Annotated in this window: 20 protein-coding genes; 12 read left to right on the top strand and 8 right to left on the bottom strand. The window is 53.6% G+C overall.

Annotated elements, in window-relative coordinates:
- Positions 1 to 3: 3 nt before the first annotated feature.
- On the bottom strand, positions 4 to 1,464 hold the full coding sequence (gene guaB, locus ACFOWX_RS05730; protein ID WP_381422167.1) for an IMP dehydrogenase: 1,461 nt from the start codon (positions 1,462 to 1,464) through the stop codon (positions 4 to 6).
- A gap of 58 nt (positions 1,465 to 1,522) precedes the next feature.
- Complete coding sequence (locus ACFOWX_RS05725) at positions 1,523 to 3,016, bottom strand: M28 family peptidase (protein WP_381422165.1); 1,494 nt, start codon at positions 3,014 to 3,016, stop codon at positions 1,523 to 1,525.
- A gap of 258 nt (positions 3,017 to 3,274) precedes the next feature.
- On the opposite strand from ACFOWX_RS05725, the gene ACFOWX_RS05720 reads away from it, so the two are divergent.
- Entirely contained in the window at positions 3,275 to 4,168 is an 894-nt protein-coding gene (locus ACFOWX_RS05720; RefSeq protein ID WP_381424934.1) for an SPFH domain-containing protein, read from the top strand.
- A gap of 16 nt (positions 4,169 to 4,184) precedes the next feature.
- Positions 4,185 to 4,640 carry an NfeD family protein gene (locus tag ACFOWX_RS05715; protein WP_381422163.1) on the top strand — a complete coding sequence of 152 codons (456 nt, stop codon included), beginning with the start codon at positions 4,185 to 4,187 and terminating at the stop codon, positions 4,638 to 4,640.
- A 59-nt stretch (positions 4,641 to 4,699) separates the two neighbouring features.
- On the opposite strand, the gene ACFOWX_RS05710 is transcribed toward ACFOWX_RS05715, so the two are convergent.
- Positions 4,700 to 5,278, bottom strand: coding sequence for a DUF937 domain-containing protein (locus ACFOWX_RS05710; protein ID WP_381422161.1), 579 nt, complete (start codon positions 5,276 to 5,278; stop codon positions 4,700 to 4,702).
- 170 nt (positions 5,279 to 5,448) lie between these two features.
- Here ACFOWX_RS05710 and ACFOWX_RS05705 point away from each other — a divergent pair, with 170 nt between their 5' ends.
- Positions 5,449 to 5,865, top strand: a complete 417-nt coding sequence (locus ACFOWX_RS05705; RefSeq protein ID WP_381422159.1) for a DUF3597 domain-containing protein — start codon at positions 5,449 to 5,451, stop codon at positions 5,863 to 5,865.
- 86 nt (positions 5,866 to 5,951) lie between these two features.
- Here ACFOWX_RS05705 and ACFOWX_RS05700 read toward each other — a convergent pair whose 3' ends face one another.
- Positions 5,952 to 6,314, bottom strand: coding sequence for a hypothetical protein (locus tag ACFOWX_RS05700; RefSeq protein WP_381422157.1), 363 nt, complete (start codon positions 6,312 to 6,314; stop codon positions 5,952 to 5,954).
- Between the two features lie 126 nt (positions 6,315 to 6,440).
- Here ACFOWX_RS05700 and ACFOWX_RS05695 point away from each other — a divergent pair, with 126 nt between their 5' ends.
- From ACFOWX_RS05695 to ACFOWX_RS05660, 8 genes are all read left to right on the top strand, one after another.
- Positions 6,441 to 7,151 carry a response regulator gene (locus tag ACFOWX_RS05695; RefSeq protein ID WP_381422155.1) on the top strand — a complete coding sequence of 237 codons (711 nt, stop codon included), beginning with the start codon at positions 6,441 to 6,443 and terminating at the stop codon, positions 7,149 to 7,151.
- Positions 7,120 to 8,709 carry a sensor histidine kinase gene (locus ACFOWX_RS05690; protein WP_381422153.1) on the top strand — a complete coding sequence of 530 codons (1,590 nt, stop codon included), beginning with the start codon at positions 7,120 to 7,122 and terminating at the stop codon, positions 8,707 to 8,709. Before ACFOWX_RS05695 ends, ACFOWX_RS05690 begins: the two co-directional genes overlap by 32 nt.
- A gap of 5 nt (positions 8,710 to 8,714) precedes the next feature.
- A complete protein-coding gene (locus ACFOWX_RS05685) occupies positions 8,715 to 9,173 on the top strand; it encodes an HPr kinase/phosphorylase (protein ID WP_381422152.1) in 459 nt (152 codons plus the stop codon).
- A 26-nt stretch (positions 9,174 to 9,199) separates the two neighbouring features.
- Entirely contained in the window at positions 9,200 to 10,132 is a 933-nt protein-coding gene (rapZ, locus tag ACFOWX_RS05680) for an RNase adapter RapZ (RefSeq protein WP_381422150.1), read from the top strand.
- 34 nt (positions 10,133 to 10,166) lie between these two features.
- Positions 10,167 to 10,571, top strand: coding sequence for a PTS sugar transporter subunit IIA (locus tag ACFOWX_RS05675; protein ID WP_381422148.1), 405 nt, complete (start codon positions 10,167 to 10,169; stop codon positions 10,569 to 10,571).
- The gene (locus ACFOWX_RS05670) at positions 10,568 to 10,846 is read left to right on the top strand and encodes an HPr family phosphocarrier protein (RefSeq protein WP_381422146.1); all 279 of its coding nucleotides are present in this window, start codon (positions 10,568 to 10,570) and stop codon (positions 10,844 to 10,846) included. The genes ACFOWX_RS05675 and ACFOWX_RS05670 overlap by 4 nt, the downstream gene beginning before the upstream one ends.
- A gap of 11 nt (positions 10,847 to 10,857) precedes the next feature.
- The gene (locus ACFOWX_RS05665) at positions 10,858 to 11,661 is read left to right on the top strand and encodes a TrmH family RNA methyltransferase (RefSeq protein WP_381422144.1); all 804 of its coding nucleotides are present in this window, start codon (positions 10,858 to 10,860) and stop codon (positions 11,659 to 11,661) included.
- A 66-nt stretch (positions 11,662 to 11,727) separates the two neighbouring features.
- Complete coding sequence (locus ACFOWX_RS05660; protein WP_381422142.1) at positions 11,728 to 12,435, top strand: META domain-containing protein; 708 nt, start codon at positions 11,728 to 11,730, stop codon at positions 12,433 to 12,435.
- Between the two features lie 44 nt (positions 12,436 to 12,479).
- Here ACFOWX_RS05660 and rmuC read toward each other — a convergent pair whose 3' ends face one another.
- The 4 genes from rmuC to ACFOWX_RS05640 form a co-directional block, all read right to left on the bottom strand.
- Entirely contained in the window at positions 12,480 to 13,862 is a 1,383-nt protein-coding gene (gene rmuC, locus ACFOWX_RS05655; RefSeq protein WP_381422140.1) for a DNA recombination protein RmuC, read from the bottom strand.
- Between the two features lie 56 nt (positions 13,863 to 13,918).
- Positions 13,919 to 14,698 carry a CDP-alcohol phosphatidyltransferase family protein gene (locus tag ACFOWX_RS05650; protein ID WP_381422138.1) on the bottom strand — a complete coding sequence of 260 codons (780 nt, stop codon included), beginning with the start codon at positions 14,696 to 14,698 and terminating at the stop codon, positions 13,919 to 13,921.
- A complete protein-coding gene (locus tag ACFOWX_RS05645) occupies positions 14,698 to 15,432 on the bottom strand; it encodes a phosphatidylserine decarboxylase (RefSeq protein WP_381422137.1) in 735 nt (244 codons plus the stop codon). Before ACFOWX_RS05645 ends, ACFOWX_RS05650 begins: the two co-directional genes overlap by 1 nt.
- Before the next feature lie 98 nt (positions 15,433 to 15,530).
- Positions 15,531 to 16,019, bottom strand: a complete 489-nt coding sequence (locus ACFOWX_RS05640) for a hypothetical protein (protein ID WP_381422136.1) — start codon at positions 16,017 to 16,019, stop codon at positions 15,531 to 15,533.
- Between the two features lie 241 nt (positions 16,020 to 16,260).
- On the opposite strand from ACFOWX_RS05640, the gene ACFOWX_RS05635 reads away from it, so the two are divergent.
- A complete protein-coding gene (locus tag ACFOWX_RS05635; RefSeq protein WP_381422134.1) occupies positions 16,261 to 17,481 on the top strand; it encodes an NADP-dependent isocitrate dehydrogenase in 1,221 nt (406 codons plus the stop codon).
- The last annotated feature ends 52 nt before the right edge of the window (positions 17,482 to 17,533 follow it).

The following is a 17,533-nucleotide window of genomic DNA, read 5'->3' as shown; positions in this document are numbered from 1 at the left end:
GGATTAACGTGTCGGATAATTGGGGGCTTCGCGCGTGATGGTCACATCGTGCACATGACTTTCGCGCAGACCAGCACCCGTTATTCTCACAAAGCGGGCATTTTCTTGCAAATCAGCGATCGTCGCCGAACCAGTATAGCCCATCGCCGCCTTTACTCCGCCAACCAATTGATGCACGACGTCAGCCGCTGGGCCCTTAAATGGAACCTGGCCTTCAATGCCTTCGGGAACCAATTTAAGCTGGTCTTTGATGTCTTGCTGAAAATACCGGTCTGCACTGCCCCGCGCCATTGCGCCGACGCTGCCCATGCCGCGATAGCTTTTATAGGCGCGTCCCTGATAGAGGAAAGTATCGCCCGGGGCTTCTTCAGTGCCCGCGAGCAAAGAGCCGACCATAACGCTTGATGCGCCCGCCGCCAGAGCCTTCGCCACGTCACCCGATGTCCGCAGACCGCCATCGGCAATCACCGGAATACCGGATTTTTTGGCTTCGGCGGCGCAGTCGATTATCGCGGTTAATTGCGGGACACCAACGCCAGCGACAACGCGCGTGGTGCATATAGAACCCGGGCCAATACCAACCTTAATCCCATCCGCGCCCGCATCAATCAGCGCTCGTGTTGCTTCGGCGGTGGCGACATTGCCTGCGATAATTTGTACGTCGGCGGATATTTTCTTAATCTCTCGCACCACATCCGACACCATTTTACTATGGCCATGGGCGGTGTCGACAATGATCACATCACAGTCCGCGTCGATTAGGGCGCGGGTCCGCTCCAAGCCTTTTTCCCCAACCGTGGAAGCAGCTGCAACGCGCAGCCGTCCGGAAGCGTCCTTCGTCGCATTCGGATAATTTACAGCTTTTTCAATATCCTTGACCGTAATCAGGCCGATGCAGCGATAATTGTCATCGACCACCAACAGCTTTTCAATTCGCCGTTGATGAAGCAATCGCCGCGCCTCTTCTTGCGAAACGCCAAGGCCGACAGTCGCCAAATTATCCTGCGTCATCAATTCGCGAACAGGTTGCGCCGGATGTTCGGCAAAGCGCACGTCTCGGTTGGTCAATATGCCGACCAATTTGCCGCTATCCTCTACCACAGGAATTCCTGAAATCGCATGGGTAGTCATCAACGCGCTGGCATCGGCCAAAGTCGCATCGGGGGTGATGGTGATGGGATCGACGACCATGCCTGATTCAAACCGCTTGACCTGACGCACAGCGGCACATTGCTCTTCTATCGATAAATTGCGGTGCAAGACGCCAATCCCGCCCAATTGCGCCATGACAATCGCCATGCGCGCTTCGGTCACCGTATCCATCGCGGACGACAAAACCGGAATATTTAGTCCGATTGAAGGTGTGATATAGGTCCGCGTATCGGCTTGGCTCGGCACAATTTCGGAGGCCGCAGGCTGCAGCAATACGTCATCGAAAGTCAGGCCTAGGGGTATCTCTTTCATGTGCCACCATATTCTGTAATATTTTGATTCGTGGCGGCCCATGTAAACAGTATGCGGGTCAACTGCCAGTCTTGTCTCTGCGATATTTGCGTGCGTTGGCAAAAAATTTCCCGAGTTCAATATGGAGGTCCGCATCCTGTGCCGCGCCGCCCAATGGCGTCGACGCCGTCAACTCATCCTCTGGCCCGTGATAATCGCCCTCTAAAAAACGCTGGAGCAGGTCAATATCCGCAAATGCCCCGCCGACCATTACGGCTGGAACGCCCTTTTGCGCCAGTGCCCAACCATCCTGACGCCGGATAAAGGCGTTGGCGTCATCGGACCTTTCAATTTTTCGGCCAAGCTTTTCGGCGATTTTTTCAATCATCGGGTCGAGCGATGTCGTGCCTCGGCCAATAATGGCAACCTTCGCCCCCCGGGGCGCAACGGCAATCGTATCGACATTCAGCGCGATCACAATATCCTCCAAAGGAAAAACTGGTTTCTCGGAATAAGCATAAGCGCCAAGTAGCCCGCTTTCCTCTGCCGTAGTGGCGAGAAAATAAATATCCCTGTCATGCTTTTTCTTGCGCAATGCTTTGGCAACTTCGGACAGCACCGCCAGCCCGCTGGCATTATCGACCGCGCCATTGCATATCCTGTCTTCGGCGGATTCTGGACGGCAAATACCCAGATGGTCCCAGTGACCCATATATAGCACTGCGCCGTTGCCTTTTTTCCGCCCGGCAATTTTGCCGATCACATTATGGCTGTTGAACCGTTCAACGCGCGTGCTGACTTCCAAATCAGCAGTAATTTCAAAATCAACCCCGGGAAAATCAGCCTTATTCGCGTTCCGCATCAATTTATCCCAGTCGCGGTTTGCGGCTGTCGCAAGGCCGACAATATATTCCGCACTTGCCGCCCCTTGCACCGCCGCCCGGCTGTCTCGGCTTACCAGTTCGAGGCGCGGCAGTGCAGATCGGCGGCGGATGCTGTTCCAGCTACCTGGTTCATTATCGGCGATCAGAACAACAGCCTCTGCACCCGCATCAATCAAGACATCGCGCCGTGCTGCGGCAGATTTCATTTCTTCGGACAAAAAGTCGGCCTCGGCCAGCAGCATGAACACCAGCTTCCCTGATACATCGCCAACTGGTTTCCCATCCGCATTCACACCATGCCCTGCAAACATAACCGATAGCCGCTGTTTGCTATAATTTTGATCGCGGCCGATCATCACGATTTCGTTATCGGCAAATTTCAGCTTTCGTCCTTTTTGCGTGAAGGATAGCTGGCTACTGCCCAACGAACGGCGAACCAATGGAACCGGTTCAAACCAGCTGCCGTCAGCAGCGGCTGGCTTCAATCCTGCTTTGGCCCAATCGGCGGCAATATATTCAATCGTTTTGGCTTCGCCTTCGGTGCCCGGATCCCGTCCGGCAAATTCATCGCTAGCCAAAATTTCTATATGCGCGCGCAATTGCTGTTCACTGACACCCGCTGCGTGCGCGCATACAGGTGTCAACACCATCGCTATAGCCGCAAATAAATTTACGGATTTACGCATCATATCACTCCAATTTTGACCGGTGCCCTGTTTGCCGCATCGAACGATGCCGCCTGCCCCGAAAGCCGTACCTTCATCATTTACATATTCAGGGCGAGGTTGCGAGACAAAAGATGACGGGTGATTTTCATTAAACAGGACGCAATGTTCCGATTTTGCTTGGCAAGCCGGGTAAATTTGGCGACACTATGTGTAGGAAGCGTATGTTTCCCATCAACAGGAGGATATTTAATGGCTGGTTTTACCTTAGCGTTTATTGTGATGATCGCCGTGATTGTTTATTTGCTGGCGAGCGTAAAAATCGTGCGTCAGGGTTTTAATTACACCATCGAATATTTCGGCAGATTCCAGACCGTTGCGCAACCCGGATTCAATTTCTTTCCTGCATTTTTCTATCGCGTGGGCCGCAAGGTCAATATGATGGAGCAGGTTCTGGATATTCCGGGACAGGAAATCATTACAAAAGATAACGCGATGGTAGCCGTCGATGGCGTCGTATTTTTTCAGGTCCTTGATGCAGCAAAGGCGGCCTATGAAGTGTCCGACCTGTTCGTCGCATTGATGAATTTGACGACAACCAATCTGCGGACGGTTATGGGTTCGATGGATTTGGACGAGCTATTGTCGAAACGCGACGAAATTAACGCACGGCTCCTTCTTGTCGTTGATGAAGCGACAACACCCTGGGGCATTAAAATCACCCGCGTTGAAATTAAGGACATCCGCCCGCCAGTAGATATCAGCAACGCCATGGCGCGGCAGATGAAAGCGGAGCGCGAAAAACGGGCGCAAATCCTCGAAGCAGAGGGCCTGCGCGCTTCAGAAATTCTGCGTGCCGAAGGTGAGAAACAAGGCCAAATTCTGCAAGCCGAAGGTCGCCGTGAGGCCGCCTACCGCGACGCCGAAGCTCGCGAACGTGAAGCCGAAGCCGAGGCGAAAGCGACATTGATGGTTTCCGAAGCAATTGCCAACGGCAACGCGCAAGCCATCAATTATTTCATCGCACAAGATTATGTTGCGGCGATCGGCAAATTTGCCACCTCACCCAATGCCAAAACGATATTATTCCCGGTAGAAGCAACGCAGCTGATGGGCACGCTGGGCGGTATTGGTGAATTGGCCAAAGAAGCGTTGGGCGACGGTAAGAAATCATGATTGAAGGTGCCTGCTTATGAACGTGATCGAAGCTTTTTTGGGCCTTGAAGGACAGTGGCTATGGTTCATATTGGCCGCTTTATTGGCCATTATCGAAATTATCGTGCCGGGCATATTTTTGGTATTCATTGCCATGGCGGCGGCGCTGACCGGGCTGGCTACGCTGCTGATTGATATCAGTTTGCCGGCGCAGTTGATCTTGTTTGCGATCTCTTCGTTGATCGCGGTATATGGCGGAAAACATTGGTATAATCAGCAAGATGTTGAAAGCAGTGATCCGATGCTCAATAATCGCAGCGCTAGGATGGTTGGCAAAACGGTGACGGTTGTGGAGCCGGTTGACGCCAATGGCGGCCGCGTTCGCGTCGGCGATGGCGAATGGCCTGCACGCGGGCCTAAGATGCAACCAGGTGAAAAAGCCCGCATCGCCGCTGTTGTCGGCGGTATCGTTGAGATTGAAGCGATTGACTGAACAGGCTTAGAACCGGCATGAAAGCGGCGCTGCGCACAATCACAGCGCCGCCTGCAGCGTTATTTCATCATTTTACCGGCCATGCCGATAATATCGTCGAGCGGATTGCCATCCCCATCCAGATCAAGCAGTGACCCCAGACCGCCACCAGCAGCTGCCGTTCCGCCGCCGCCTAACAGGCCGCCCAAGATACCTCCCAAACCACCGGCATTTCCGCCGTCACCGCTATTGTCGCCGCTACTCTTGGCCATATAGCCCGCGACCAACATCGCCAAAATCGGCAACATTTTTTTCAGGATTGACGGGTCAATGCCGGTTGAGCTGGATGCATGGGTTGCGACAGACCGGCTGACATCTTTCGAACCAAAAATCTGTCCCAGTATGTCGTTGCCCTTGTCCACCGGCGTCGGCTCCGGTGCCACCACCGAATCAAACAATCCGCCGCCGCCCAATTGTCCCAATAACCCGCCGAGGCCCTCCAAGCCAGACGGCTGCGCCTGTGTTTGCTTTTTGAAACCGCCCAAAATTGACGGCAACAGGGCTTCAGCGCCCATTTGTGCTATTTGTTCATTCACACCCAATTGTTGTGCAATCGATCCAATTGCGCCAGATTGTTTCAAAATATTGGCAATATCCATGTCACCCTCCCTTAGAAAAAACCAACTTGGCGGTGAAACGAATGCGGCACAAGGTGGGAAAAGGTAAAATAGGATAACATTCTTCGATTTATGGTTATGAACAATCGAACGGGATCGCTATAGTCTGACCACGGCAACCCCATATCTATATCAAATAAGAGGAGAAAAATATGAGCATTTTTGGCAAAATAAAGGATGCAATTTTCGGCAAAAAAGCGGTCGCTGCTACTGGTTCCGCGCCAGCGGCGCCAGTCGGCGCGGCAATTGAGGCGGCGGTTGGGGCAGCGGCCAGTGTAACCGCTGAGAATTCTGCGCCCGCACCGATCAGCGAAGTAGATGTGATTGCTCACTTGGAAGAAATGGCTGCGGCCAATTCCCAAACATTAAATTGGCGCAGCTCTATTGTGGACTTGATGAAGCTGGTCGGTATGGAAAGCTCTCTGCAGGAACGCAAAGATTTGGCGATGGAGCTGGGTTATACCGGCACATTAGAAGGCAGCGCAGAAATGAATATCTGGCTGCACAAAGCGGTGATGAAAGAGCTCGCAAAAAATGGCGGCACGGTGCCTGCTGACCTGCTTGATTGAGGTAAGCGCGCGCAACAGACTCCAACGCTAACCTAAATCGAAAAGCCCGGCCCAATTTGGCCGGGCTTTTTCATCTAGCTGCAATATTATTTCTTACCAAACAGCCCCGATGCCATAGAAGTGATGTCGTTGAGCGGGTTGCCGTCGCCGTCACGGTCCAAAAACCCACCAATCTTGCCCAAGATGCTATCATCCCCCTGCATCATCGTGGAAATTTTGCCGAGCACACCTTCCCCGCCCATTTGCTCCATAATCTCGCTCACCTTCCCGCTGTCCAAACCAGTTTCGGCAGACGCGGCCGCAACCGTATCACCAGGCGCCGAATGAGATTTGGCCAGCGACGCCACCGCACCTTCAACTTGCGCCGGGTCCAAACCGACCTTCGCCGCCAGCCCTTTAATATCCACATTGCTCGATACTTGGCTTAACAATCCATCTAAAATACTCATATCATTCTCCTTTTTCAATGTCTCACGCGCCTTCATACCACGGAATATCATGTTCGTCATCTTCCGGATCAGATTATCGTGTAGCAAATCATTGAAGCTACAGCCGCTGCTTTCTATAGAGGCAAGATGGAACCCAGCATTGCTCTTGTCGATGACGACAAAAATATCCTGACCTCTGTGTCGATTGCCATGCAATCCGAAGGGTTCACCACCCGTATCTATTCGGATGCAGAAACGGCATTAAAGGCTTTGATCGAAAAGCCGGCTGATTTGGGTATTTTCGATATTAAAATGCCGCGTATGGACGGGCTGGAGCTGCTGCGCCAATTGCGCGAAAAATCATCCATGCCGGTTATATTCCTGACGTCCAAGGATGAAGAATTGGACGAAGCATTGGGCCTCGCCATGGGGGCTGATGATTATATCACAAAGCCGTTTTCGCAGCGCTTGTTGATCGCGCGGGTCAAAGCCATATTGCGCCGTGCGGCATACGACCCCGCAAAAAACGGCAGCGACAATCAACCGGAAGAGAGCGAGCCAATGGTTCGCGGACGTTTGCGGATGGACCCTGCACGGCATCATGTCCAATGGGACGGAAAAGCCGTTACGCTGACGGTCACGGAATTTTTGATATTGGAGGCGCTTGCCAATCGTCCAGGCGTTATCCGAACGCGCGATCAATTGATGGATGCCGCCTATCAGGATGATGTCTATGTCGATGACCGCACAATCGATAGCCACATAAAGCGACTACGGCGCAAATTTAGGGAGGTTGACCCCGAATTTTCTGGAATAGACACATTATATGGGGCCGGTTACCGTTTTGCCGACGATTGAACCCGATGACCTACGCCTGTCTTGGAGCCGGGGGATTTCGCTGACCGCCCGGATATTGGCGGTCAACCTGTTCGTGCTGGCATTATTTGCGGGCGGATTGTTTTTCCTCGACAGCTATCGCGGTCAGCTTATCCAAAACCGGGAAGCCGATGCGATGAGGCAGGCGGTCATCATCCGCGACACCTTGCCCAAATTGGACGAAGACGGTCAAAAGGCATTTCTTCTGAAATTCGGTCAACTTAATCAATCGCGTATCCGGGTATATGGAGCGGATGGGCAAAAGCTGAGGGATAGTTTCGAGCTTGGCAAGCCGGCCTATGCATTGAACGACCCAAGCCAGCAAAACTGGCAAAAAAAGATGGCACAACGGTTGGATCAAGGGTTCGACTTCCTCGTCATGGCGCCGCGATTGGAGGTTTTTGCTGAGCCTAAATCTGACAGCAGCGGTGATTGGCCGGAATTATCGAACAAGGCAGGCGGCGTTAAAACCATTACGCGTCTGGCCCCTGATTTCACCCATATAATCAGCACCGGTACCATGGCGTCCGATGGCAGCTATAGCATTTTATCCACGACCAACGCCCGGGATATTCGTTTGTTGGTGCGCGCCGAACGGTTCCGCATCGCCATGTTTTTCCTACTGGTTTTGGGCATCGCGATATTGCTCTCGCTATTTTTGGCGCGAACTATAGTGCGTCCGCTGCGCCGCCTCGCGCATGCTGCGGTGCGGGTGCGGCTTGGCCGGGCGCAGGAAGTAACAGTGCCGCGCCTACCATCGCGCCGCGACGAAATCGGCATGCTCGCCCGGGCATTATCGGATATGAGCACCGCCCTGCGTCAACGGATCGACGCGACAGAGGCATTTGCGGCGGATGTCGCGCATGAGATAAAAAATCCGCTCGCATCGCTGCGTTCCGCGCTGGATGGGATGGACCATGTCAAAGATCCCGCTTTAAAAGCGCAGTTGATGGATGTCGCGAAAGCCGATGTGCTGCGCATGGACCGGTTGATTAGTGATATTAGCGAAGCGAGCCGAGTAGATGCGCAGCTCGCCAAGGCTAAATTTGAGCTTATCGATGTTGGCGATATGGTCGAGCAGTTGCTTCAGGCCCGGGAACATCGTGGGGGCGGGGGCGGCGGCGATGGCGATATCCGCATCGCCTTTGCTCGCCCGCGCAAAGGCGTCGCCATGATTTGGGGTGAAGATATTCGCTTGGAACGCGTGCTCAACAATTTGATCGACAATGCCGTGTCCTTTTCGCCGCCCGGCGGGCTGGTTGAAATCGCCGCAACGCGCACCGAGGAACATATCTTGATCCGCGTCAGCGACGAAGGCCCCGGCGTCCCTAAACAGGAACGCGAAGCGATATTTCGCCGTTTCCACAGCGAACGGCCCGCCGGAGAGGCCTTTGGCAAGCATAGCGGTCTGGGTCTTGCCATCGCCCGAACCATCGTTGAGGGACATGAAGGCTCAATCAATGTCTATGACCGTGAGGACGGTAAATCAGGTGCCTGTTTTGAAATTGCCCTGCCAACGCCCGAAGCGCGGCTGGAATAGCCTGAATGGCGCCTTCGCCCCCTGCCCGTTCGCCTGCTCATCATGCCAGCGCCGTTGCGATTGGCGATTGGGGTGTCATCATTACCGGCCCCACAGGCAGCGGGAAATCTGACCTTGCGCTGCGCCTGATCGATAGAGGCGCGATATTGATCGGTGACGACTATATCTACCTAAACGCGGCACACGGCGGCCCCGTGATCACTGTGCCAGATAATATCGCTGGAAAATTGGAGATCAGGGGGATTGGCATAATTGAAATGCCCCATAAAAGCCGGGTTGTCGCGAAATTGCTGGTGCGCCTTACTGGCGAAGGCGAGCGGTTCCCGGGCAGTCTTCCTATAACCGATTTTGCGGGATGTTCCCTGCCAACGCTATCCATCGACGCTTTTCATTACAGCAGCCCGATCAAGATCGAATATGCGCTCAAGTCCCTAGTTGACCGCGATCTGCCCCCGGTGGCATGACAGTAGTATGAGACAGATTTTCACGCATGACTGACAATTTCGCGCCCGGAAAAAAACATATCTTGTTGGTTACCGGCCTTTCGGGTGCGGGCAAAACCACCGTGCTGAAAACACTGGAAGATTTGGGCTGGGAGGCGGTGGACAATTTCCCAATTCGTTTGGCCGGGCCATTGCTTGAACTCCCATCTCCCGAAGGGCGCGAAGAGGGTAGCATCCCGCTCGCCCTTGGTTTTGACAGCCGTACCCGGGGGTTTCAGGCGGAAAAGCTGATTAGCCAGATAAAGCGCCTTCAAAAACGGAATGATTTAGAAATTATCACATTATTTCTGGATTGTAATGGCACCGAAATTGAAAGGCGCTATTCCGAAACACGGCGGAGGCATCCATTGGCGCAGGACCGGCCAGCGGCGGACGGCATTGCGCAGGAACGCACATTGATGGGCCCGCTGCGCCGCTGGGCCGATTCGGTGATCGACACCAGCAAATTATCGGCCAGCGAATTACAAGCCGAAATTCGTGAGCGTTTTCGCAAAGACAGCAAAGCCGTTATGAATGTCACGATTAGCAGCTTTGGCTTCTCGCGCGGCGTGCCCCACAATGCCGATTTGATTTTCGATATGCGATTTTTGCGCAATCCCCATTGGGATGCCGCGCTCCGTCCCCTCACCGGACAAGATAAACCGGTCGCCGAATATGTAGCAGCCGATCCTCATTTTGATGAAACAATCGCAAAAATCCGTGATTTGCTGATGACGTTACTGCCGCTATATGATGCGCAGGGTAAAGCCTATGTCAACATCGCCTTTGGATGCACTGGCGGCAGGCATCGCTCGGTTTTTGTAACGGAAACTTTTGGCAAATGGTTGCGTGATGCGGGCTTTTCCCCCACGATAGTTCATCGCAACTTGACGTCCCGGCCAATAGATGCACTGGAAGAACCAGTGAAAAAGCCGGAATGAACCACAGACAAATGACACAGGGTAATGGAATAGGATGATTGGACTGATTTTGGTCACACATGGGCGGTTGGCAGAAGAATTTGTCGTCGCCATGGAACATGTCGTCGGTCCGCAAAAAGATATTGCGACGATTTGCATCGGTCCTCGTGACAATATGGAGGAGCATCGCGACCAGATTGCGGAATCGATCCGCTCTGTCGATACCGGCGAGGGTGTGATTATCTTGACCGACCTATTCGGAGGAACGCCGTCAAACCTTGCTATTTCCTTGCTTGAACCGGGTAAAGTGGAAGTCATTGCCGGGATCAACCTGCCGATGTTGATCCGTCTGGAAAGCGCACGCAAAACCATGAATGTCCGGCAGGCCGTTGCCGCTGCGAGAGAGGCAGGCCGCAAATATATCAGCGTCGCGTCGGAAGTGTTGGAGGCATCAAAATGACCCAGATCAGCAAAACCGTTACCATTGTGAATGATCGCGGGCTTCACGCCCGGGCCAGCGCCAAATTCGTGACCTTTGTCGCACGGATGCCCCCCGGCCTGTATGTCGAGGTCGAAAAAGATGGGCAGACCGTCACCGGCAGCTCGATCATGGGACTCATGATGCTCGGCGCAGCAAAAGGCAGTGAAATCACGATCAGCGTGGATGGCCCCGATGCTGAAATGGCGCTCGAAAAATTGGTGGGATTGGTCGTCGACGGTTTCGGCGAAGATTAGGATTAGCGCTGATGCGCCGCGAAATTACTGGATTTTCCAACCCCCTGCTGAAACAGGTTCGCGCCTTGCGAGAAAAAAAGCACCGCAAACGGGCCGGCTTATTCCTTGCCGAAGGTCTGCGGATTATGACCGAGGCACGCGAGGCCGGATTTCTGCCCGAAATGTTATTCGTGACACTGGGACGCGATGATCATGACCTGATCAGTGCATTGGAAAATGATGTGCTGACGGCTGGCGGTGATGTGATTTCGGTTTCGGCGGAGATCATGTCGAAGTTGTCGGGTAAGGACAATGCGCAGGCGATTGTCGGCATATACCGCGACCATGGCGTGCAGTTGACCGATATTGACCGCACATCTGCGCCTATATGGCTCGTGGCACAGGCAATGCGCGACCCGGGCAATCTGGGCACAATGCTGCGCACCGGCGATGCCGTGGGCGCAGGCGGTTTGATCCTGATCGACGATTGCACCGATCCGTTTAGCGTAGAGGCCGTGCGCGCAAGTATGGGCGCAGTGTTTACGCAAGCGATTGTCCAATGCCGCTGGGACGAATTTACCGCTTGGCTGCGCAGCGGCGACGGGCAATTGGTCGGGACCAGCCTGCAAACCGATACTGATTATCAAGATTGCCGCTACACAGCGCCCTGTTTTATCCTAACCGGGAACGAAGCACAGGGCTTACCCGAAGCCTATGAAGCCGAATGTGACGCACTGGTCAAAATGCCTATGTATGGCAAAGCCGATAGCCTGAATGCCGCAATTGCGACAGCGGTCATGGCCTATGAAGTGCGCGGGCAGATGCGCCGGGGATAGGGGCGAATATTCATGGCTCGCTCATCTCGTTGAAAATAATATCCTATCGCATCGCAGGGAGTTTTTATGAAACAGATTATCGCCATTTGTCCGCTTTTTTTCGCGCTAACCGCTTGCCCCGCTTCAATCGGGCTACCGCCGCCACCCACCGATAATGCACGCCCGTTTACGGCCTCGGGCAACGAACCGGGTTGGACGCTGACCATCAATGCCGATGAAATGATTTATGTCGGCAGTTATGGCGAAACGAAAATCACCACCGCCACCCCTGCCCCCATATATGAAGGTAAAGACCGGGTTTACTCAAACGGTTCCATGTCGGTTCGCATTGCCCCTGGCCCATGTGCGGACAGTATGGTTGAACGCGAATATGCAAGCCGGGTCACGGTGACCGTGAAGGGCCAGACAGTATCTGGATGCGGCGGAGCGATATATCCACCACGAACACTGACCGGCACAAATTGGCAAATTATCGCCATTGACGGTCAGGAGATCAGCGATCCCCGCCCCGAAAATATGATCATATTTGAAGCAGCAGCTATGTCGGGCTTCATCGGCTGCAACCGTTTTTCGGCTGATTATACACAAAAAAATGGCGTACTACGCTTTGGCCCGGTTGCGGCAACTCGCAAATATTGCCCGGGCATATTGGGGCAGAATGAAGCCATATTGCTGACCATATTGGACGGCGCACCAAGCTCCCAATTTGATGATGAGGGAAATATGACTTTGCGAAGCGGTAATCATACCGCCCTACTGGCAAGACGATATTGATGCCAAAGGAACAGCGGCACCGGGCCTAAACAGCGGCACCGGGCCTAATCGCTCTTGCCATCCTCAATCAACGCCTGTTCGGCCTCGCTACCATAACGAGGGACAGCCTCTATCATCGGCACATCTTCCAATTCGCGTTTGCCGGTTTCGATGTTGAGTTCGGCGAATTTTTTACCAGTGGACACGACATTGCGTTCAAAGCTGCCGACGAATTTGTTATAATTGTTGACCGCGCTATTGAGCCCGGAGCCAACCGACCGTAAATGCTGCGCCGCAACTGCGATCCGGTCGTACATTTCCTTGCCCAAAGCGCCAATTTGCTTCGCCTCACGCGCGATATTTTCCTGTCGCCATACCCCCGCCACGGTCCGTGCTATCGCAACCAGATTGGTGGGCGTGGCCAGCAACACCTTCTTTTCAAAAGCAAAGTCCCACAGCTGCGGATCATGCTCCAGCGCGGCCGCAAGGAAATGTTCGCCGGGCACGAACATGATGACATAATCGGGGGCATCGGCAAACTGATCCCAATAGGCCTTGCGCGAGAGGCCATCGACATGACTTTTCATAGAGGCGCAGTGGCGTGACATGGCGATATTGCGCGCGTCATCGTCATTGGTGGCAAAGGCGTCCTGATAATCATTGAGCGATACTTTGGCATCGATGACAAGGCTACTACCGCCCGGAACCCGTAATATCGCATCTGGCCGCATCCGGCCTTCGCCGCTATCGACGCTCACCTCAGTCACAAAATCGACATGTTCCGACAGGCCGCAGCTTTCGAGGACATTTTTCAGCTGTTGCTCGCCCCAACGCCCCCGCGCTTTGGGCGCATTGCGCAGGCTATTGACCAGCTTGGCTGCCTCGCTCTGCACCCGTTCCTGCCCTTGTTTCATCTCACCAATCAGACCTTTGAGGTCGCCATAGGCTTCGGTCCGGTCCTTCTCAACGCGCTGCACCTGCGCCTCATAGGCTTTCAGCTTTTCACCGACCGGTTCGAGCAGTAATTTCAACCGCTCCTCATTTTTCTCTCCAGCTTGATGGAAACGTTCATCGGCGCGTTGCAGAAACTGTTTTTGCGCCTCGCCCAAGACGCGGCTACCGATTTCGCTAAATTGCGCGGACAGCTGTTCTTTCGCCTCAATCAAATCGCGCTTTTGCTGTTCAAAGGACCGCTCACGCTCTTCGGCATAGGCCTCTAACCGCGCGGCTGCTTCCTTGGCCGCGTTACGCTCTGCCGTTACCTCCTCCAGCTTCGCCTCTACCTTTGCCAGGTCGCCGGAAAATTTGTCGATCGTTACCGTCAGCGTTTCGACTTTATCCTGTGCGCGGGCGGCGCGTTCGTTGCCGCTATGGCTACCCAAATACCAGCCCAGCCCGCCGGTTAGCAGCGCAATTAAAAGAGCGATAATGACAAAAATAGGATCCACGGAACAACCTTAACGACAAAGAACGAAATGCGAACATACTGAATAGTCCGCCGCCGTCAAGCAGATTGACTTGTCGCCGCTTTGCGCCGCTTTTTAACGCGTGCATAGCTGATCATACTGAACGGAATGGTCAGCGAATAACAGCTGATAAATAGGATCAGCCCAATCCACGGCTCGGCAATCAAAAGCGCGAAATATAGCCCGGCGATGGCCAGCGCGGGGAACCGATATGCCCTGCGCAGCCGGATCGACGTCCAGCTATAGGTCGCGACATTGGACACCATCATCAGCGCGACGAACAACATCCAAGGCCCCACGATCCAATGGTCGCGCGCTATGTCCGCCCCCGTTTCCACCCAGATGAGCAGCGGCAATAACGCCATCCCTGCACCGGCGGGGGCAGGAACACCGGTGTTAAAACCGGCGGATTTATGCGGCTGATCCTCAGTATCGATCCGTGCGTTGAACCGCGCCAGACGCAGCGCTTGGCAAAGCACGAAAAACAGAGCGATGGTCCAGCCAAAACGGGGCATATCCTGCAATGTCCACATGAAAGCGACCAACGCGGGGGTCACGCCAAAGGAAATAACGTCGGATAGCGAATCCAGCTCCGCCCCAAAACGGCTTTGGCCGTTGACCATGCGGGCAATGCGCCCATCCAGACCATCCAGAACCGCAGCAACCGCAATCGCCGCCAATGCCGCTGGCCAACGCTCCTGTGAGGCGAACCAAAAACCAGAAAGGCCCGCACATAGCGCCATTGCTGTGACCATATTGGGTGCAAGCGCCCTGAGCGACAGCCCTTGCAAAGCAGCAGAGGGCGGCTTTTCAGACATCAGGCATTTACCGCAAAATAATCTTTATCCACGCCGATTTCGGCAATGATAGTTTCGCCGGCAACGCATCTTTGCCCTTTGATGACGCGCGGAGCCGTGCCAGCGGGAAGGTAGACATCAACGCGGCTGCCAAAACGGATCAGGCCAATACGCTGTCCGGTTTCAACATCATCCCCCGGCTTGACGAAGGTTAATATCCGCCGCGCAACGAGTCCAGCAATTTGGGTAAAGCCAACGCGCACGCCGTCTTCGCGCTCAACCAGAAAATGCTGCCGCTCATTTTCTTCGCTCGCTTTATCAAGGTCGGCGTTCAGGAATTTACCGGCAATATAGGCAACCCGCTTCACCGTGCCGCGAATAGGCGTGCGGTTTATGTGGACATCGAACACGCTCATAAAAACCGACACACGGGTCAGCGGCTCAACGCCCAGCCCATCTTCTCCAGCCAGTTCAGGCGGCGGCGGCACTTTTTCAATCAATGTCACAAGCCCATCGGCCGGCGACACGATGAAACGGTCATCCAGCGGCGTCGTGCGCGCCGGATCGCGGAAAAATGCGAGCACCCAGATGGTCACACCGACCAGCGGCCAAGCCCAAAAACTGCCCGCCAAAAAATAGGTAGCTGCGGTAACTGCGGCGGCAATAAGCCCGAATTTGCGGCCTTCGGGGTGGACCGGCGGGAAGGACCATTTGGCAACACCATCCCCGCGATTGGACAATTGTATCTTACTCATGCCCCCTAACTAGTCGCTGTATTGTAATGTTACAACAGGTGAATGGAGTGAATATCAGGTTAAGTTTACTCCAAGCATGACAGCGTCATGGGCACATCCTACAGCCCCTTGCGGCCAAATCCGCCCATGACCCTATTATTTGATGGCGCAGGATCACTATCCAATATGTCGGCGCCATTTGAGGGCCGAGGCGGCTGGCTTGTCCGCCGTTCGGGCGCAGCAGGTTGTTCATAATCAGGAATTTGGTCTGCGCCAGCATGGCGATGGAGCAATTTCTTTAAGGCGCCAAATGCAAATAACGGAATGATAATCAACCATCCCCAAATATGCTGCCACGCATTAAATTCATAGCCCGCCGTCGGGTCCACGCCCAAATCACGTTTCAACTCTGCGATCGCCGCATCGTCCAATTCCATATATCGATCGCCGGTGAATAAAATGAAGCGGCCATTGGAACTGCTGACAAAAATCGGCAGGAAGAAGATGTTTTTTTCTTCGTAAATATAACCAACGTCCAGATAACCATCGTCGCTTTCATAAGCAGGAGTATCGGGCAGATTATATACCAGATCGATATTTTCCCCCATTGCGCGCGCCTCAGCATTTTGCACGGTGCAAAATATGGCCGTAGCTATCATTATGAATCTAAATAACATTCTTCTTTCCCTTCGCCTTCCAAAGCGAATAAAAACTTACCGTGGGTTGGTTAATTTTCGGTTTGCGCGATTTTGCTCTCGGGAAAGGACATCCAAATAGTTGAACAAATCGCCAAAATTGCTATGGCCGCCACCAAAGAAGGAAAAAACCCAACAGGAAAGCAATCTACTCATGGAAAAAATCAAGGTAAAAACCCCCGTTGTCGAGCTTGACGGCGACGAAATGACGCGGATCATCTGGCAATGGATACGCGAAAAGCTGATCCTGCCCTATCTCGATATTGACCTGAAATATTACGATCTTTCCATTCAAAAACGCGACGAAACCGATGATCAGATCACGGTCGACAGTGCGAATGCGATTAAACAATATGGTGTTGGCGTAAAATGCGCGACCATCACACCGGATGAACAACGGGTGGAAGAATTCAGCCTGAAAAAAATGTGGAAATCGCCAAATGGCACCATCCGCAATATTTTGGGCGGTGTCGTTTTCCGCGAACCAATCGTGATCGACAATGTCCCGCGGCTGGTGCCGGGTTGGACCGATCCAATCGTTGTTGGCCGTCATGCCTTTGGCGACCAATATCGTGCGACCGATACGTTGATCCCCGGCCCCGGCACATTGCGCCTCGTCTTTGACGGGGATGATGGCGAAGCGATTGACCTGGAGGTTTTCAAATTCCCCAGCCCGGGCGTGGCAATGGCCATGTATAATCTGGACGACAGCATCCGTGATTTTGCGCGTGCGTCGATGAATTATGGCCTTAGCCGAGGCTGGCCGGTTTATCTGTCCACCAAAAATACCATCATGAAAGCCTATGATGGCCGTTTCAAAGATTTGTTTGAAGAGATTTATCAAAGCGAATTCAAGGACAAGTTTGATAAAGCAGGTATCACTTATGAACATCGCTTGATCGATGACATGGTTGCCAGCGCGCTGAAATGGTCGGGCAAATTTGTGTGGGCCTGTAAAAATTATGACGGCGATGTCCAATCCGATACCGTCGCCCAAGGTTTTGGTTCGCTCGGCCTGATGACTTCGGTTTTGATGAGCCCAGATGGCAAAACTATCGAGAGCGAAGCGGCGCACGGCACTGTCACGCGCCATTTCCGCCAGCATGAACAGGGCAAGGCGACGTCAACCAATCCCATCGCATCCATCTTTGCATGGACAGGCGGATTAAAGTATCGCGGCGAATTTGATGGCACACCAGATGTGACCCGCTTTGCCGAGACACTGGAACAAGTTTGCGTGGAAACTGTAGAAAATGGCCATATGACAAAGGACCTCGCGATATTGATCGGTCCTGATCAGGCATGGATGACCACTGAACAGTTTTTCGAAGCGGTTCGCGTCAATCTGGAAAGCAAAATGGCGAGCTGGAGCTGATCTCTGCTTATTTTTAAGAATTGATTGAAGAAAGCCCCGGGCCTGTTAGGCT

The sequence above is a fragment of the Sphingorhabdus arenilitoris genome, from assembly GCF_042651485.1.
In the GTDB taxonomy this organism is placed as follows: Bacteria; Pseudomonadota; Alphaproteobacteria; order Sphingomonadales; family Sphingomonadaceae; genus Sphingorhabdus_B; species Sphingorhabdus_B arenilitoris.
This window is presented reverse-complemented; position numbering and strand designations above follow the sequence as displayed.

Coding starts and splice junctions, on each gene's coding strand:
- ACFOWX_RS05715 (WP_381422163.1), top strand. CDS start 4,185: ATGAACGTGATCGAAGCTTTTTTGGGCCTTGAAGGACAGTGGCTATGG.
- ACFOWX_RS05700 (WP_381422157.1), bottom strand. CDS start 6,314: ATGAGTATTTTAGATGGATTGTTAAGCCAAGTATCGAGCAATGTGGAT.
- ACFOWX_RS05635 (WP_381422134.1), top strand. CDS start 16,261: ATGGAAAAAATCAAGGTAAAAACCCCCGTTGTCGAGCTTGACGGCGAC.
- ACFOWX_RS05725 (WP_381422165.1), bottom strand. CDS start 3,016: ATGATGCGTAAATCCGTAAATTTATTTGCGGCTATAGCGATGGTGTTG.
- rapZ (WP_381422150.1), top strand. CDS start 9,200: ATGACTGACAATTTCGCGCCCGGAAAAAAACATATCTTGTTGGTTACC.
- ACFOWX_RS05710 (WP_381422161.1), bottom strand. CDS start 5,278: ATGGATATTGCCAATATTTTGAAACAATCTGGCGCAATTGGATCGATT.
- ACFOWX_RS05665 (WP_381422144.1), top strand. CDS start 10,858: ATGCGCCGCGAAATTACTGGATTTTCCAACCCCCTGCTGAAACAGGTT.
- guaB (WP_381422167.1), bottom strand. CDS start 1,464: ATGAAAGAGATACCCCTAGGCCTGACTTTCGATGACGTATTGCTGCAG.
- ACFOWX_RS05660 (WP_381422142.1), top strand. CDS start 11,728: ATGAAACAGATTATCGCCATTTGTCCGCTTTTTTTCGCGCTAACCGCT.
- ACFOWX_RS05690 (WP_381422153.1), top strand. CDS start 7,120: ATGGGGCCGGTTACCGTTTTGCCGACGATTGAACCCGATGACCTACGC.
- ACFOWX_RS05670 (WP_381422146.1), top strand. CDS start 10,568: ATGACCCAGATCAGCAAAACCGTTACCATTGTGAATGATCGCGGGCTT.
- ACFOWX_RS05650 (WP_381422138.1), bottom strand. CDS start 14,698: ATGTCTGAAAAGCCGCCCTCTGCTGCTTTGCAAGGGCTGTCGCTCAGG.
- ACFOWX_RS05675 (WP_381422148.1), top strand. CDS start 10,167: ATGATTGGACTGATTTTGGTCACACATGGGCGGTTGGCAGAAGAATTT.
- ACFOWX_RS05645 (WP_381422137.1), bottom strand. CDS start 15,432: ATGAGTAAGATACAATTGTCCAATCGCGGGGATGGTGTTGCCAAATGG.
- ACFOWX_RS05705 (WP_381422159.1), top strand. CDS start 5,449: ATGAGCATTTTTGGCAAAATAAAGGATGCAATTTTCGGCAAAAAAGCG.
- ACFOWX_RS05695 (WP_381422155.1), top strand. CDS start 6,441: ATGGAACCCAGCATTGCTCTTGTCGATGACGACAAAAATATCCTGACC.
- ACFOWX_RS05640 (WP_381422136.1), bottom strand. CDS start 16,019: ATGGGGGAAAATATCGATCTGGTATATAATCTGCCCGATACTCCTGCT.
- ACFOWX_RS05685 (WP_381422152.1), top strand. CDS start 8,715: ATGGCGCCTTCGCCCCCTGCCCGTTCGCCTGCTCATCATGCCAGCGCC.
- ACFOWX_RS05720 (WP_381424934.1), top strand. CDS start 3,275: ATGATCGCCGTGATTGTTTATTTGCTGGCGAGCGTAAAAATCGTGCGT.